Origin of the sequence: Flavobacterium zhairuonense, assembly GCF_004352915.1 — a bacterium.
GTDB lineage: Bacteria > Bacteroidota > Bacteroidia > Flavobacteriales > Flavobacteriaceae > Flavobacterium > Flavobacterium zhairuonense.
This window is the reverse complement of sequence record NZ_SJSY01000067.1, coordinates 16,853-33,337: the sequence shown is the minus strand read 5'-3', so window position 1 is coordinate 33,337 and position 16,485 is coordinate 16,853. Positions and strand designations below refer to the sequence as shown.

Below are 16,485 nucleotides of genomic sequence, written 5' to 3'. Positions count from 1 at the left end.
TTTTAAACAAGTGAAACGCCTTTTTTACACACCTTAAATCTATGTTTCTATGTGTTAAGATAAATAGCTATCTTTAATTATCCTTATATTCTTTCTCTTTCTGCGCATACCAATCTTTCATAACATAAAAAGCTTTCTTTTTTATTCCGCTACTTGAAATCAAACCTTTTCGATTAAAGAAATCCTGAATATCTGGCAATTGTCTTCTTGGTGATCTAAAATCGACTAAAATCCAAGGAGAAACTCCAGCCAAACCTTCAATTCGATTGAACATCTGTGTATTTTGGATATACAATTCTTCTTGATATTCCTCGTTCCAACGTTCTTTCTTGTCGCCGTGCAAACCTTGTAAAGCTTCGCCTCCAAATTCGCTGACAATAACGGGTTTGTTGTATGGAATTACCCATTGCATATCCTTGCAAGATTCGTTTGTTCCTCTATACCAACCTAAATATTGATTGAAACTCACTATATCAACATATTCGTTCATATTGTCTTGCAATGTATTGATGTTGTTTGGGCTTTTTGTCACCTCCATCGCCATGCTTATTAAACGAGAATTGTCTTGCGTACGAGCATATTTTGCCAATTTGCTTAAAAAAGCATCTCGGTCATCACCATGTGGCGTTTCATTTGCAATCGACCAAATTACGATACCACAACGATTTTTATCTCGATAAATCATGTCGTGCAATTGATGCTCTGCATTGGCATAGGTATCTGGATTTGTCCATGAAATCGTCCAATACACTGGAACTTCTGACCAAATCATCAATCCCATTTTTTCGGCCTCTTTTACCATATTTTCATTGTGCGGATAATGCGCTAGGCGAACATAATTACATCCTAATTCTTTTGCCCAAGTCAGCAAAGTATGCGCATCTTCTGTTGACCAAGCTCTTCCAGATCTAAAAGGCGCTTCTTCGTGAATACTGATACCTCGCAAAAAGACTTTTTTCCCGTTTAACAGAATTTCTTTTCCTTTTGTTTCAATAGTTCTGAAGCCAATTTGGTCGACTAAATTTTCATCGGCTTTGCTTACTTTTACTTCATATAATTTTGGCTTTTCTGGTGTCCACAAAACTGGATTGGCTTTGATTTCAAAATAGGCCATTCCTTTTGCATCGGTCTTTATCTCTTTTTTGATTTTTAATTCTGGAATTGAAACCGAAACTGATTCATTTGCTGTTTCGCTATTTAATTTTATCCAACCCGAAATTTTTCCTTTTTCGTTTTTATTCAATTGAACCAAATAATCTTCGATATAAGTATTCGGAACTTGAGCCAAATTTACGTCTCTGGTTATTCCACCGTAATTCCACCAATCCATGTTTACGGTTGGAACGTTGTCTTTGTGGCGTTTGTTATCTGCTTTTACTACTACAAAATTATTTCCGTCAACAAGCAAATTGGTTACATCAAAATTAAAAGGCGTATAACCGCCAATGTGAGTTCCGGCTAATTTTCCGTTTACATATACTTTTGCATCATAATTTACAGCTCCAAAATGAAGAATGCCTTTGGTTTTGGCATCTTTTTTATAATTAAAGTCCTTTTCGAACCAAACTGTTCCTTCATAAAAAAACAGTCTTTCATCTTTTGAATTCCAATCAGACGGAATCTGCATCACGGCTGAGGTTGCAAAATTATATTCTGAAAGTTCTGTCGTATTGAATTTTTTGTTTTCGAAAAATCCATTGTTTTTTAGTGGCATCAAACGATAATCATAATATCCGTTTTCTAGCGGATCGACAATGTAGCGCCACTGTCCATTTAAGTTAATATTGTTTCGTGCCGAAATATTTGACACCAGTGGTACTTCCTGCGCTATTGTTTTTCCAACAAACAAAAAAGCAAAGCACAGCATTATAATTTTTTTCATAACTAAAAACATTTATTTTTTTTCTTTTTTCGAAATTCTTAACCGCTAAAGTTAAATTTTTATTGCAAGAATCAGGGTCACAAAAGTTCAGATTTCCCTCAAAACACCCCATCAAATACTTATCAATTACACGCTAAAAACCGTGTTTTAATATGTTTTGAGCTATAAATTGTTAATTTCTATAAAAAAACTGATGATTCTAGAAATTTGCTTTTTCCAATAAAAAAGAAATTTTACTTTTTCCTGATTTTTAAACTTGATTTTTTGTCTGTACTTGCTCTTAGTCTTTAAAGGCAAATGCAAAATTTTTAATAATAAAGTTTTTTTTCGCTAACAAAATCACTAACTTGTTTATGCTTAAGAATATGGCACAATAATTCTCTAATTTAAACGCTTTAATTCTATATTTTCTGAAGCAAATTTAAATTCCCCGAAATAAATTTTACTAAAGGCACTTATTTTATTACAATTAAAAAAAATAAAACTATGCGAGTATCAGTTATCCGAAAAAACATAAAATTCACCCCAGATTCCAGAAGAGTTGTTGCCCGATATTTTATGAATGGCGACGAACGAACCCAGCAAATGGTGATACGGATAATGATGCTTGACGAAAAACAGGTTTATGAAACTTTAGAACAAACACTTCGTGAATTTGCGAGAAGGCACCGAAATATTTCGGCCATATTTTTTAAACACTGCGAGAAAATAAGACCGCTTATTGAAGCTATGCAGATTGACTATGAAGCACTTTCGCTTAATCGAAAAATGCTCATCGGTTCATACTGTACAATGGAATATGCAATCGAATCGGCGGCAATTTTCAATCCTTCCATTATAGAAGATTTTGATCAATCTGGACTTGAAATTGGTGAAAAACGAGTTATTATTTCGTTCCGAGCAACGGGCGAAGGGCATATTTCTTCTATTGTTTTTAGACGAGGAATTCTCGATAAAGACAATAATTTACAAATCATGAAAATTGGAAATCAAATTGACAAAGCCGAAATAGAGCATAAAACGTTATTAAATAAAGAGCGATTTCTAACGAAGTTGTCTGAAATGCACACCACAAACAAGTATATTGATCAAATCATGCAAGATTTGCCCGATGCTTTTGAATTTGTGGTATTAAAAAACATGGTCAATACCGCTTTGAGTGATCCTTCAATTCGCCAAGAAAGAAGGACTGCACTTGAAGAAATAATATGGCTCGCGAATTCATTTTATGATGTACAGTTCAGCCATGATTCTGATATTACAGAACGTGTTATTTTTCCGATTTCCGATTCAGAAAGTCGCGGTATTGAAGATGCTCGTTTTGTCCGTTTTACTGATGATGACGGTTCCTCGCGCGTTATGGCAACATATACTGCATACAATGGACATGCGATATTGCCAAAACTGATTATAACCGAAGACTTTTATAGTTTTAGAGTATTGCCTTTGCATGGCGACGGCGCACAGAATAAAAATCTGGCATTGTTTCCAAAAAAAATCAATGGAAAATATGCCATGCTTGCCCGAATTGATGGCGTCAACAATTACATTATGTATTCTGAGCGAGCCACACAATGGAATAATCCTATTCTTTTGCAGAAACCACGCTATACTTGGGAATTAACACAAATAGGAAACTGCGGTTCGCCTTTATGGACAGAAGAAGGCTGGCTTGTTATCACCCATGGTGTAGGAACAATGCGACGCTATTGCATAGGAGCATCACTTTTTGATTTGGATAATCCCTCAAAAGAAATTGGAAGACTTCAAGAACCGTTGCTTGCTCCACTGGAAGATGAACGTGAAGGTTATGTGCCAAATGTGGTTTATTCTTGTGGCGCGATTATTCACAACAACAGCCTGATTTTGCCTTATGCCGTTTCTGATTATTCTTCAACTTACGCAACTGTCAATCTAAGCGAATTGCTAATTGCTTTAAAAAATAGCTGATAAATGATTATTTATAAATTCGGTTGTTTTAGAAATCACCAAATCTGAAACTTCTTTATGAGGCGTATGACCTGTATTTGGCAAAATATATTTTTCAGCTTTCCCACTTACTAAATCTACTGTTTTCTCGACTTGAGCCAAAGTACCATATTCGTCATTTTCTCCTTGAATAAATAACAACGGTGAATTTATTTTAGGGAGAAGGCATTCAATATTCCAACTTCTGAAATCATCACGAAGCCAGATTTCGGTCCATGCCTTAAAAATGGTTTCAGTTTTATTGCCATGGTATTTTTGAAGTTTCACAGGAAGATTAGTTGTGTTATACGCTTTGATTGCAGCAGTGATTCCGTCAAGCGTAATTTTTTCAACAAAAATATGCGCCGCTTCACAAATAACCATTTTAACCCTTTTTGGGAATTTACTTGCAGCAATCAAAGCAATTGAACCTCCGTCGCTGTGCCCAAATAAAACAGCATTTTCAACATTTAAAACTATTAGCAATTTATTCAAAATTTCAGCTTCTAATTCTAAATAATTCGGTTCTCGAAAAAAACGTTGCATAGGATCTGACTTTCCATATCCTAATCGATCATAAAGCAGCAAATTACATTGGCAAGCTTCTGAAATTCTCTGAGGAAAATCTCTCCACAATTCTACGCATCCTAAAGAATCATGCAAAAAAACAATTGTTGGTCTATTTTCAAAATTCTTTTGATATTCTACGTAAAGGTTATTCTCGTTTATATTAATTAACATATCACTTCCTTAATTTTTTTCTCCTTTTTAATTTTGGCAACATTAAGATATATAATTGCTCCAAGCATTATTGCAATTCCTGTTATCTGCAAAAATGTAACTTTTTCTCCCAAAATAATATGCGCACAAAAAACCGCCGCAGGCAACTCCAAAGTCAGCAAAACAGAGCTTAACCCTGCGCCTATTCTTGGCATTCCAACGGTAAAACAAATTGGTGGAATTACAGTTCCAAAAATCGCCAAAAAAGTTCCCCACTGTAGCAATCCAAAATCAAGATGGTTACTTGTTGTGATTGCTTCACAATTAATTAAAAAGATAATCATTGCTGAACCTGTAGTCATTAGTGCACTCTTTTCAAACATTGGGGTCTTCTTTCCCACCTTGCTAGTAAAAACAATATAAAGTGTATAAAGCAATGCTGATAACAAGCTCAATAAAACTCCTTTTGTTGAAATATTAGTAGTATTCAGATCAGAAAGATTCCCTGCCAAAACAGTTCCAAAAATGATAAAAAATGCTGAGCCAATTTCAATATTGCTAGGTCGTCTTTTAAAGAATATCCATTCTATTACGATACTAAGCCAAGTTATCTGCATAAGCAAAACAATTGCCAAAGAAGCTGGAATGTACGCAACTGAAAGATAATAAGTATAAGCCGAAGCTCCCATTGAAGTTCCTGCTAATAACAATTGCAAGTTCAGGGTAAGTTTTTGTCCTTTTTTCAATGTTTTAAAAATTGCAATGGACCATAAAATTACAGTCCCAACAAATGCTTGAGTTAATGTAATTTCAGCCGGAGTATAACCTTGTTCATATGCAATTTTTGCAAATGAAGACAGCATTCCAAAACTTAATGCACCAAGCGCAACGATAATAATATATTTGTTCATTTTTTAAATAAAAATATGTTTTATACATTCAAATGTACCAAACCAAGAACAAAAATCATTATTTGCAAAATAAATATGTATTTATTCCTTAACAAAATAAAAAAAATAGGGTTTTGTACAAAATAGATATTTTTTTTATACTTTAACCGGAAAAAATCCGATGCAAGATTTAAGCAAACAAGAAATCGAATTACTTCGAATACTTCAGAAAAACGCAAGATTCGATATCACAGACCTAACTGAAAAATTAAATATGTCAAGAACATCTGTTTATGACCGAATAAAAAAACTAGAAAATGAAGGATACATAAAAGATTATGTCGCCATTATTGATCAAAAAAAAGTCGGATTAAACTTTACAGTAATCATTAATCTTTCTTTAAACAGTCAACAACTAGATATTGTCGAAGAATTCTCCAGGCAAGTTGCAGCGCTTGATGAAGTAGTTGAAGGATACGTTACAGGTGGTATTTTTGATTATGTCTTAAAAGTCGTTGTTAAAGATCCAGAAGCTTTTAATGATTTTATAAGGAAGCTTTCAGACATTCCAAATATCAGCAAAGTTCAAAGTTCTTTTGTAATGAATTACATCAAACAATCCACCAAGCTTCATTTCTAAACTTTAATCAAATCAAAAATCCACGTTAAAATCAGTGTTAAATAGCTGTTTTTCCGCATAAAAAAATACTTTTGTCTAAAACCACATTTCTGCTTTGAAAGCGAAATCCAAAAGACATTTGTATGGATAGTGAAAAATTTATTTTCTGCCTTGAAGGCGTTCCTGATGTAGATGATGTTACTGCAACTGATGTGGTCAAAAATCTTGAAGAAATCGCAATTGATCAAGGCATTTCCAGCATTCATAAAACCTGCGACACTATTGAAGGTCTTGAGGAAAGTTTAAATACCTTATTGTATGATGATCATAATTTTAAAGATTATGAGATCATTTATTTGGTTATGCCCGGACAGGAAAACAACATTTGCCTTCATGATTATTACTATAGCATTGAAGAAATAGCAGAGCTTTTTGAAGGAAAAATGAAAGGAAAAATTATTCATTTTGCCAATAAAAAAAGACTTGATCTAAATGACGAAGAAGCCCAATATTTTCTAGACATAACTGGTGCGCGCGCCATTTCTGGTTACGGATCTACTTATAACAAAATAGCAAGTTGCAGTACAATTGACAAAGCATTTTTTAGCTTATACCAAGAAAATGATGACCTTACCGAAGTAGTTGAAGAGTTGTACCAAAAACATTATGCACTCTGCAAATTGCTTGATTTCAGATTATATTATTAGATATGAAATCAAAGCCAGCCGAAAAAATAGAAACCTACGGAGCAAAAGGATTTAGGGAGAAATTTCTTGGAGAAGACAATCCAATGCATTTGCTGTTCAAATCCAATTCGGATCATTTTTTTTGTTTAAAAACAGAAGAACTAATGCATTTGCAATATCCAGTTCCTCCTTCCAAACACAGCTGTCATACTTTGATTTTTGTCGAATCCGGCTCTCACAAAATGAATCTGGGATTTGAAGAATACACAACCGTTCCAAACGAAATTATTGTCGTTCCGGCGGGACAGGTTTTTTCGATTGAAAACATTTACAATACTTACGACGGCTATATATGTCAGTTTCATCCAGATATTTTAATTGGAAAATACGGAAGCCGTGAACTTTTAAATGATTTTGATTTCTTGAAAATTTCTGGAAATCCAAAAGTACATTTATCCGATGAAGATGTGCCTTTCATTGCTACAATTTTAAAACGTCTGCAAAAAGAATATACTGACACCCGTGTTGCAAACCTTAATATCGTACAAACCTATTTGATTGCTTTATTCTACGAAATGAATAAAAATTCGGTTACAGCTTCAAAAGGAATTTCGGCGGCAGAAATCATTACCAACAAGTTCAAAGAGCTGATTCACCTTCATATCAAAACACATCATCAAGTCAATTACTATGCTTCACTCCTTAATGTTTCTCCCAATCATTTAAATAAGTGTGTGAAGACAACAACTGGAAAATCTGCAGTAAAATGGATTGATGAGAACATTTTATTGGAAGCTAAATATTTACTCTTTCAAACTACGCTTTCAATAAGCGAAATTGCTGCACAAGTTGGTCACGAAGATCAATCTTATTTCAGCCGATTTTTTAAAAAACAAGAAGGGATTTCTCCTACTCGTTATCGAAAAATGATTGATAAGTCCTAATTTTAGATTATAGAATCCTACTTCATCGAAATACATTTTCAGAAATTTGCCTCATTAAAAACTGCAAATTATGATTTATGTTTTCAAAACTACTGTTGATAGCCAAACAAAATTAGAGCAAGCTTCTGCCCTTCTTGACGAATTGCTGCCTAAAACTTCATGGAATTTTGACCTCGAAGATTGTGATAATATTCTCCGAATTGACAGCGAATACGAAATAACTAATTTAGTTCTAAACAATGGCCTTTTTGACTGTGTCGAATTAGAATAATTCTTCTTCAAAAATAAAAAAGGGATGCAGTTTAATTACTGCATCCCTTTTCAAACTAACTATAAAAATATTTATTTAATCCATTTTGGATCTCCAATTTTTTTGTCTTTTATTGATTGATTTCCAATTGTAAAATCTCCTCCTGCAGCATTTGTAAATTGAGGATCTAAAGTAGTTGCAGAAGCATCTGGTCTATTATTACTTCCTACTAGTGCCAAATTAGGCGAATTGAAATTGTTATTATTCAAAAATGTAGGTGCAGCAGTTGCAGTTGAGTTTGTATAAACTGCAGATCCAACCGCAAACAATGTGTTACGTACCGTTGATAAATTTGAAACAAAACGCAGATACAAAATTCTACTTGCAGCCGGCAATGTAGGAGTGTAAATTGTACATTGATCAATTAACACATTACTTGTTAAACCTGTTCCTGAAAAACCTCCATTAGCAGGAAGAACAGCATCTAACCTAACGAAATCACGTGATGAACAAGTATCGAATGTGCTTTTTGTTAAAGAAACATTTGCAACAAAAGTAGATCTAAAGTCAACAAAATCAGCCGAACCAGCAGTATTTACATTTTTAACAGTACTACCATCAACAGTAAATGATTTTAATTTAGCTGTAGCATTTCCATACATCAACTGAGAAGGAAAATCATGAACATAAGAGTTACTTATTAAAACATCTCCTAATTGTGTTGGAGCAGTGGCGCTTATTGCTATTGCAGCACCCGTCAAACCACTTCCGCTCATATCCACATCAATCAAAGAGAAATTCACTATTTCACTTGCGTTTGCAGGATTATTAGCTAAAGTGAAATTAAGTTTTAGCTTTGGTTTATTTTCTGTTCTAAGACCTCTAATTGTTATTGTTTTATTAATAGCTACTAATCCCGTTTGAGCTGTATAATCTCCCGGCATTAACACAAGAACAGAACCAGTTGGAGAATCAGTAATTTTTTGAATCAAATTATTATCTTCAGCTTTAACTAAAATACCGGTTCCAATATCAATTCCAGTTGTAAATGTTACCGCACCTCTTTTCTTTGTTCCATTCCATAAATAAGCATTATAAGCAGTCTCTCCTTTAAGTCCTGTTACAACAGCAACTCCTGCCGCTTTTTCAGCTGCCGTAAGTGTATGTGTAATAGTGCCTGGTTCAACTGTAATACTTGTTGCATTTGTATTTGCAGGCCATCTTAAAGTAACTTGCGTCGCTTCAATATCTGTTGCTGGTACTGGGGAAACAAAAAGTTGCTCAGACAATGTTGTTGCAGTAGTAACCGACCATTTAGAATCTTCTAAACCAGTTGAACTTACTGCTTTTACTCTAATAGAATAAACTGTTTCTCCTTCAAGCTGCACCTTTACTGGCAATTCAGATGGTGCAACATTTATTGTTTTATAAATAGTTTTAAACTCAGGATCATCGGCACTGAATTGTACTACATAATGATCTGCATCTGGTTTTACGGTCCAGTTTAACTCTACTGAAGTCTCATTTCTAACCGTTGCTTTCAGATCTATTGGAGAAAACGCTCTGTTTACATCCAACGTGTCAATTACTTCATCGTGAAAAGTTTCACAAGAAGAAAAAGTCAATGCGAGAACTAATACCGCAATTGCTCCTTTTATAATATATTTTGTTTTCATACGCTTACTTTATTAATTTACCAAAGGTTAATACCCATAATCATTAGTCAATTTTCCGTTGCTTCCATCTAGGAATACTTGCCATATTGGCCAGAATTGTCTATTATCAGGATTAACTCCTGGTTTATACAAAGTATTGATTTTAGTATCTGCAGCTGCGCCAGTCCATGTCCAAACAAAACTGCTATAGCCTGTTCCTGGATTTGTAGTTTCTCCACGATTTAAACCATAAATATCAAGGCTTACGTTATCTGCTTTAAATTTATAATATAAAGTAGATGGAACATCAGCATACTTTCCTGAACGAGTCGACAAATCTTTCATGTTCGCTTTAGCTTCATCCATTTTTGCTTTAAGCAAATTCCAACGAATAAGATTTTGCTTGCGCTCCATTTCTCCTGTAAACTCATATTTGTTTTCATCAACAAGAGCTTTAAACATGGCGTCTTTTGTTGTCAACCCATTCACATAACCATCAACTTTAACAGCTTGATCAGCTGCGGCAAATGCTCTTGCTCTTACTGCTTTCAAATATGGTGCTGCTGCTGCTGGACCTTCTATTTCATTTGCAGCTTCTGCAGCAATTAATAAAACTTCAGCATAACGCATGTAGATTTTATTCACACCATCATCATTTGTTGAAGTAACAAATCGCGTCATCCACTCATAACGGTATTTCCCGAAATACCAAGTATTTAATGCTCCTAATTCTTGTTTCGCAATATTATTTACAGCAGTTCCGTATTTATAAGGAACACAAGTAACATCTCTTCTTGTATCTTTTTGATCATAGTCATAAAAAACAGTTGGAAGCGGTCCTGCTGTTCCTCCGCGGTTTGCTCCATTTGCATGGAACTGGTCGTTTGTTGTATGACGAACTGCAAAAGTAAATAACATACGCCCTCTACCATCTGAGAAAGGAAGCTCCCATAGTGACTCTCCTCCTGCAACTAAGTATTCTTGATTGTATTTTTTCCAAAATGTTTCAAATGAAGATTCCAAATGTGCTGATCCACTTGCAATAACCGAACGCGATTCAGCCAATGCCAATGCATACATGTTTGCAACTGATAATTCAGGATCTGTACTTCTTCTGATTCCGTCAGGATATTGCTGATAACCGCTTGCTGCCATAGCTAAACGAGCGCGGAAAGCCTTTACGAAAGCTTTATTAATTCTTTCCACACTAGTTGTCTCTTTAGTTTCACCTGGCCAAGGAACTAATGTTGCTGCCTCACCTAGATCAGCAATAAGCTGTTTATAAATTTCATCTCTGCTTGTTTTTCCAACATAAATAGTTGCATTATTTAATGGCTCAAATCTTCCTGGAACATCTCCCCAAGCTTTTACCAAATCAGCATAATAAATTGCTCTCAAAGTCAAAGCTTCTCCTAATAAATATCCTAATTGAGATCCCGGAGTAGGATTTCCATAAGTACGTAAACCACGAATACAAATGTTAGCGCGCTCAATACCTGAATAGCTCATTGCCCAAGAGTTATTCGCCGTATTCATTTGTGAGTTATTCGGTTTTGCATCATAAGTACACAAATCAGAAGCATCACTTACAGTTTGTGAAGAGTTGTACCATTCTGTATCTGTGTTCAATCCATAAAAAGGAAGAAAACGTCCTCTGTAAGAGTTGGTTTCAGCAAATGGAATTTTGATTCCGTCAATTGCTGCTGATGCCAAATCTGGGCTAGAAAAAATAACCGATTCGTCTAAGGTTGATTTTGCCGGAGCATCTAAATAATCGTCTGAGCAAGAAGCAAAAAGGCTTGCAACAAATATTCCTGCTATTAATATTTTATGTTTCATCTTGTGAAAGTTTTACTGAATTAAAAATTAAGGTTTAGACCAAAGATCAACTGTCTGCTTCTCGGGTAAGCTGAATAATCAACTCCCGGTGTATAAGGCGTGCTTCTTCTAGTTGAAGATTCTGGATCTGGACCTGAATAGTTAGTCCAAACAAAAACATTACTTGCTGTAAAATAAAATCTCAACTTAGAAACTCCTAAAGCAGAAGTCAAAGCATTTGGAGTTGTATAACCCAAACTCAAAGTATTAAGTCTTAAGAAAGAACCGTCTTCAACTGCCCAATCACTAAATACATAACGAGGCATGTAAGGAGACCACATTGTAGTATTTGCATTTAAAGCTGCCAATGCTGTAGGATCTGTCACTAATTGTCCTGTGTTTGGATCAAGATTTGTCCATCTTTTTCCGTCAGCCATTTCAGTGCTTAAATTTCTATATTGCCCATTCGGAATTGAAGAAGCGAATTCAATTTTATTTGCGTTGTAAACATCATTTCCAATACTCCAGTTGAAAGCAGCCGAAAGATCGAATCCGTAAGCATTTGCATTCAACACCATACCACCTGTGCTTTTTGGATTTGCATTTCCAATAACAGTCAAATCATTTGCATTTACTTTTCCGTCACCATCAATATCTTTTAATTTCATAGCACCTGGTTGCATTTTACCAACTACTGTTGAACCGTCTGGCACGCCGCTTTTTAAAGTATAAGCTCCCGCAGCGTAATCAAAGTCGCTTACTTCATAACGTCCATCGCTTTTATATCCATACATGATACCTAATGGCTGTCCAACGTTAACTAAATAATCCCCTGTAATTGATGAAGATGCCCACCCAGATGATGCAGTAAAGTTGTTCATTACTCCAAGTGAGTTGATTTTATTAGTATTAAATGCGGCATTGAAAGATACACTTACACCATACTTTTCTCTTTCAATAAGATTAAGATTCAAAGTTGCCTCAACTCCACTGTTTTGAATTTCACCCATATTTCTGTATTGATTATCATAACCTCCAGAGATCGGGAAAAGCATTAATAAATCTTTTGTTTTATTTTTATAAACCTCTACAGATCCTGTTACTTTATTTTTGAACAAGTCAAAATCTAAACCGATATTTTGTGTAACTGTAGTTTCCCATTTTAAATCTGGGTTAGCCATTGTTTTAGAAGCTGCCCAGAAATTATCAACACCATTAATCCAAGTAGATGTAGAAGAAATGAAGCTTTGAACCATTTGTCCTGTCGGAATATTATTGTTTCCAGCTTCTCCATAACTCACTCTTAATTTAAGCAAATTGATCCATGAAGCATCTTTCATAAATTCTTCTCCAGAAATTTTCCAAGCTGCTGCTGCTGCTGGGAAGAATCCCCATTTATTGCTGCCTAAGAATTTGCTAGATCCATCGGCACGGTAAGTCGCTGTAAGAAGATATTTGTCTTTATAGTCATAATTTGCACGTCCAAAGAAAGAAAGCAGTTTGTCATCTGGATAATAAAAATTATCAACTGAAATCGGTGTACCTTGAGAAGTTAATTTTTTCGCTTCATCTAATTCAAAAGATAATGGATAACCTTGAATTGTACTTGTAAGATCATTTCTTTGATAATTGATACTTTCTTCTCCTAAAAGGAATTTCAAATTATGATTTTCACCAACTAATTTTTTCAAATCATAATTTAAAGTATTCGCATTTCTAAAACGAGTATCTTTTCTGTCCATCATAATCATCGCAGGCATATTTTGTCTTTCTGCTGCTGGATTATTTTTTACATAATAAGTTGTACGTCCGTAGAAACGGTAATCTTGATAATTATAGTTGTCTAAACCTAACTCAGATTTAAAAACCAAATCTTGAGTCAATTTCCAAGAAAAACTTCCTAATGTATTGAAGTTTTTTCTGAACTGTTGACGGTTATTATCTGTAATAGCCACAAAAGGGTGTGTTAAATTTGCTGCAACAGCTTCATCTGTATCATCAGTAGTCAAACCTGGAACCGGAATTGGAGCATATCCAACAATATTTTTTAAACGAGAATCGGCAGACGAAACCTCATTTTGCTCGTTCATACCAGCACCATTAATTTCTGTATCCGAATAACGAACTGTAAAACTTAAATCAACTTTATCAGAAGCTTTACTGTTTAAGGCAAGAGATAAGTTGTTTCTGTTGAAATCTGACCCCAACATAATTGCTTTTTCATCGTAATGCGCATAGTTGAAATTATAGTTGATTTTATCAGATCCACCACGAATAGACAAGTCACGGCTTTGAACTTCGCCTGTACGTCCAAATACTTGTTTTTGCCAATCGTTTCCTTTCATTCCTTTGTATTGGTCATAATCTTGCCAGTTTCCAAAATACTTTGTGTAAGAACTTGGATTACTCAAAATAGTTTTATCTGTTTGATCAAGTAATGCATACTCGTATTGCCATTTCACATAATCTTCAGGAGATGTAACAGGAATCGTATTTGTCATCTGTTTCATTCCGTAGAACATATTAAAGTTTACTGCAATTTTACCATCTTTACCTTTTTTCGTAGTAACAATAATAACTCCATAAGCTCCTCTAGAACCGTAGATTGCTGTAGATGACGCATCTTTCAGAACGGTCATAGTTTCAATATCAGAAGCAGAAATATCATTAAGGCTGTTTACCGGAAATCCATCAACAATATATAATGGAGATGCATCTTGGCTTAAAGACCCGTTTCCACGAATTCTAACTTGAATATTCGAATCTGGCGAACCTTCAGAAGAAGTTACCGATACTCCGGCAATACGTCCGGTTAAAGCTTCTGCAACGTTAGGAACCGGAATTTTGCGTACCTCGTTTCCAGAAAATGTCGCAACTGCACCAGTCAAATCAGATTTCTTTGAAGTTCCATATCCAATTACAACAACCTCATTCAAGTTATTAGAATCTTCTGTTAGAACTACATCGGCTTTGGTTTTTCCTGCAACAGCAACTTCTTTAGTTCCAAATCCGATAAAAGAAAAAGTCAAAACAGCTTTAGGATTAGTCAATTTGATCTTATAACGTCCGTCAAAATCAGTAGAAACCCCGTTTTTCGTTCCTTTTTCAAGCACATTTACTCCCGGCAAAGTAAGTCCGGCAGCGTCCTTAACTGTTCCTTCTATAGTTGTAGTCTGTGCATTTACCTGACTACTCATAAGCAAGCACAATAAGAAAACAAGTACAGAGCAATAGTTTGCTCCTTTGTTTAATAATTCTCTAAAGTTCATGGTTTATTGTTTAAGTTATTAATTGGTTAATGGTAATTTATGTGGTTTTGAAATTCTAATTTTTGATGTTTTTGCCGTTCTAAATTTTAAATAAACTCAATAACGGCAAGGTTTTTCAATCGATTTCGCTTTTTAAAAATAAGTTGCAATCAACAAAAATCAAATCATGTAATCGATTACACAAACATAGATATTTTTTTTATATAAAAAATTAATTTTCATAAAAATTTGCTAAAAAAAATTACATATCAAAAATAAAAGCACTTTTTTATACCACATATGCAATTTATATTATGAATAAATGCCAATTATATTATTGCCAAATATTAATTTCTTTCGTTTTTATCAAAAAAACAATCGATTACATGAAAAAAAATTATTCAATCAATTTTTGAAGAAGATTAAAAACAAAAGACCTCGCGGCAATTAAAAAACCCAAGTAATTCCTACAATACCCTTTAAAGCTATTTCCTGACTTTAAAAATAAATCCAAAAAAAATGCCCTTAAACAATTAAGTTTAAGGGCATTCAAAAAATGTATCTGCTTTTTAAGCGCGCTGCAATTGCAAATTTGCTTTGTGTTTTTGCATTAAAGTAAATGTAATTATCATTCCCGTCATGGCCATCGCAATACCAATAAGATTTGGAGAAGCAAAGTCATAACCTGCTGCCAAAGGAAGTCCGCCAAGAAAAGCTCCCAAAGCATTTCCAATATTAAAACTTCCTTGAAGCGCAGCCGATGCAATCATTTCAGCATCTTTAGCTGTTTTTATCATTAGCATTTGGATTGGCGCAATAACGGAGAAAGAAATTGCTCCTGTCAAAAATGTTAGAAATAACGAAATGTATTGATTGAAAGAGAAAAAATAAACCATCAACAAATCAAGAACCATTACGAACAATAATGCAAGTACGGTTGGAGCTGGTGAATATTTATCAGCTAATTTCCCTCCCAGAAAATTCCCGACAACCATTCCTAATCCCGCTAAGATTAAGATCGAAGACACATCTTCTGGCGAAAATTTAGAAATATTAATTAATAAAGGAGCAATGTAACTGATCCATGCAAACAATCCTCCAAAACCAATTGCAGTGATTCCAATGATTAGCCAAGCTTCTGTCTTTTTGAAAAACTGCAATTGCGTTTTCATATTTACATCACCGGTTTTCTCCAATTTCGGCATCCACAACGAAATAAACAAGAAAGTCAGCAAACCAACAAAAGCAATTAATATAAAGGTATAACGCCAAATAAAATGGTGTCCTATATAGGTACCAATTGGCACACCTATTAAATTGGCAATTGTCAAACCAGCAAACATTATAGAAATTGCCTGCGCTTCTTTTCCTTTATCTGCCAAACGGCTTGCCACTACCGCTCCTACTCCAAAGAATGCACCATGAGGTAATCCAGAAAGAAATCTTGAAGCAAACAAGAAATTATAATTAGGTGCAACAATTGAAAGTGCGTTAAAAACGGTAAGCATGAATGCTAATATCAAAAGCATTTTTTTAGGCGGATAATTTCTTCCCGCAATTACTAATAAAGGTGCACCAATAACAACGCCTAGCGCATATGATGAAATTAAATATCCCGCAACCGGAATGGAAACTTTCATATCTGAAGCAATATCAGGAAGCAACCCCATCATTACAAATTCGGTTATTCCTATGGTTAAGCCTCCTAAAGACAAGGCAATAAGACTTTTTTTCATTTTGATTTTAGCAGAAAGGAATATGTGTTTTCTACGATGCAAATTTAACACCGTTAACCTTCAAAAAAA

Annotated in this window: 12 protein-coding genes; 5 read left to right on the top strand and 7 right to left on the bottom strand. The window is 34.5% G+C overall.

The genetic code is table 11. The annotated features are described in order from the left end of the window. Nucleotides 1-73 precede the first annotated feature (73 nt). Nucleotides 74-1,882, bottom strand: a complete 1,809-nt coding sequence (locus tag EYY60_RS05115; RefSeq protein ID WP_132988315.1) for a glycoside hydrolase family 2 protein — start codon at nucleotides 1,880-1,882, stop codon at nucleotides 74-76. Between the two features lie 486 nt (nucleotides 1,883-2,368). On the opposite strand from EYY60_RS05115, the gene EYY60_RS05110 reads away from it, so the two are divergent. After that, nucleotides 2,369-3,832, top strand: a complete 1,464-nt coding sequence (locus EYY60_RS05110; protein WP_132988314.1) for a glycoside hydrolase family 130 protein — start codon at nucleotides 2,369-2,371, stop codon at nucleotides 3,830-3,832. On the opposite strand, the gene EYY60_RS05105 is transcribed toward EYY60_RS05110, so the two are convergent. Together EYY60_RS05105 and EYY60_RS05100 are read right to left on the bottom strand one after the other, a co-directional pair. Then, the gene (locus tag EYY60_RS05105) at nucleotides 3,818-4,591 is read right to left on the bottom strand and encodes an alpha/beta fold hydrolase (RefSeq protein ID WP_132988313.1); all 774 of its coding nucleotides are present in this window, start codon (nucleotides 4,589-4,591) and stop codon (nucleotides 3,818-3,820) included. The two genes, EYY60_RS05110 and EYY60_RS05105, sit on opposite strands and share 15 nt — an antisense overlap. Next, entirely contained in the window at nucleotides 4,585-5,481 is an 897-nt protein-coding gene (locus EYY60_RS05100; protein WP_132988312.1) for an EamA family transporter, read from the bottom strand. The genes EYY60_RS05105 and EYY60_RS05100 overlap by 7 nt, the downstream gene beginning before the upstream one ends. A 160-nt stretch (nucleotides 5,482-5,641) precedes the next feature. Here EYY60_RS05100 and EYY60_RS05095 point away from each other — a divergent pair, with 160 nt between their 5' ends. The 4 genes from EYY60_RS05095 to EYY60_RS05080 all read left to right on the top strand — a co-directional run bounded on the left by EYY60_RS05095 (nucleotide 5,642) and on the right by EYY60_RS05080 (nucleotide 7,980). Beyond that, nucleotides 5,642-6,100, top strand: a complete 459-nt coding sequence (locus EYY60_RS05095; RefSeq protein WP_132988311.1) for an Lrp/AsnC family transcriptional regulator — start codon at nucleotides 5,642-5,644, stop codon at nucleotides 6,098-6,100. A gap of 122 nt (nucleotides 6,101-6,222) precedes the next feature. Then, a complete protein-coding gene (locus EYY60_RS05090; protein ID WP_132988310.1) occupies nucleotides 6,223-6,786 on the top strand; it encodes a DUF6642 family protein in 564 nt (187 codons plus the stop codon). A 2-nt stretch (nucleotides 6,787-6,788) separates the two neighbouring features. Then, nucleotides 6,789-7,709: a helix-turn-helix domain-containing protein gene (locus tag EYY60_RS05085; protein WP_132988309.1), complete on the top strand. Its 921-nt coding sequence runs from the start codon at nucleotides 6,789-6,791 to the stop codon at nucleotides 7,707-7,709. Nucleotides 7,710-7,779: 70 nt separating this feature from the next. Beyond that, complete coding sequence (locus tag EYY60_RS05080) at nucleotides 7,780-7,980, top strand: hypothetical protein (protein WP_132988308.1); 201 nt, start codon at nucleotides 7,780-7,782, stop codon at nucleotides 7,978-7,980. Between the two features lie 71 nt (nucleotides 7,981-8,051). Here EYY60_RS05080 and EYY60_RS05075 read toward each other — a convergent pair whose 3' ends face one another. The 4 genes from EYY60_RS05075 to EYY60_RS05060 all read right to left on the bottom strand — a co-directional run bounded on the left by EYY60_RS05075 (nucleotide 8,052) and on the right by EYY60_RS05060 (nucleotide 16,416). After that, a complete protein-coding gene (locus EYY60_RS05075; RefSeq protein WP_132988307.1) occupies nucleotides 8,052-9,635 on the bottom strand; it encodes a DUF5123 domain-containing protein in 1,584 nt (527 codons plus the stop codon). A 27-nt stretch (nucleotides 9,636-9,662) separates the two neighbouring features. Continuing rightward, entirely contained in the window at nucleotides 9,663-11,453 is a 1,791-nt protein-coding gene (locus tag EYY60_RS05070) for a RagB/SusD family nutrient uptake outer membrane protein (RefSeq protein WP_132988306.1), read from the bottom strand. Between the two features lie 20 nt (nucleotides 11,454-11,473). Next, complete coding sequence (locus EYY60_RS05065) at nucleotides 11,474-14,701, bottom strand: SusC/RagA family TonB-linked outer membrane protein (protein WP_132988305.1); 3,228 nt, start codon at nucleotides 14,699-14,701, stop codon at nucleotides 11,474-11,476. A gap of 548 nt (nucleotides 14,702-15,249) precedes the next feature. Next, a complete protein-coding gene (locus EYY60_RS05060) occupies nucleotides 15,250-16,416 on the bottom strand; it encodes an MFS transporter (protein WP_132988304.1) in 1,167 nt (388 codons plus the stop codon). Nucleotides 16,417-16,485: the final 69 nt, after the last annotated feature.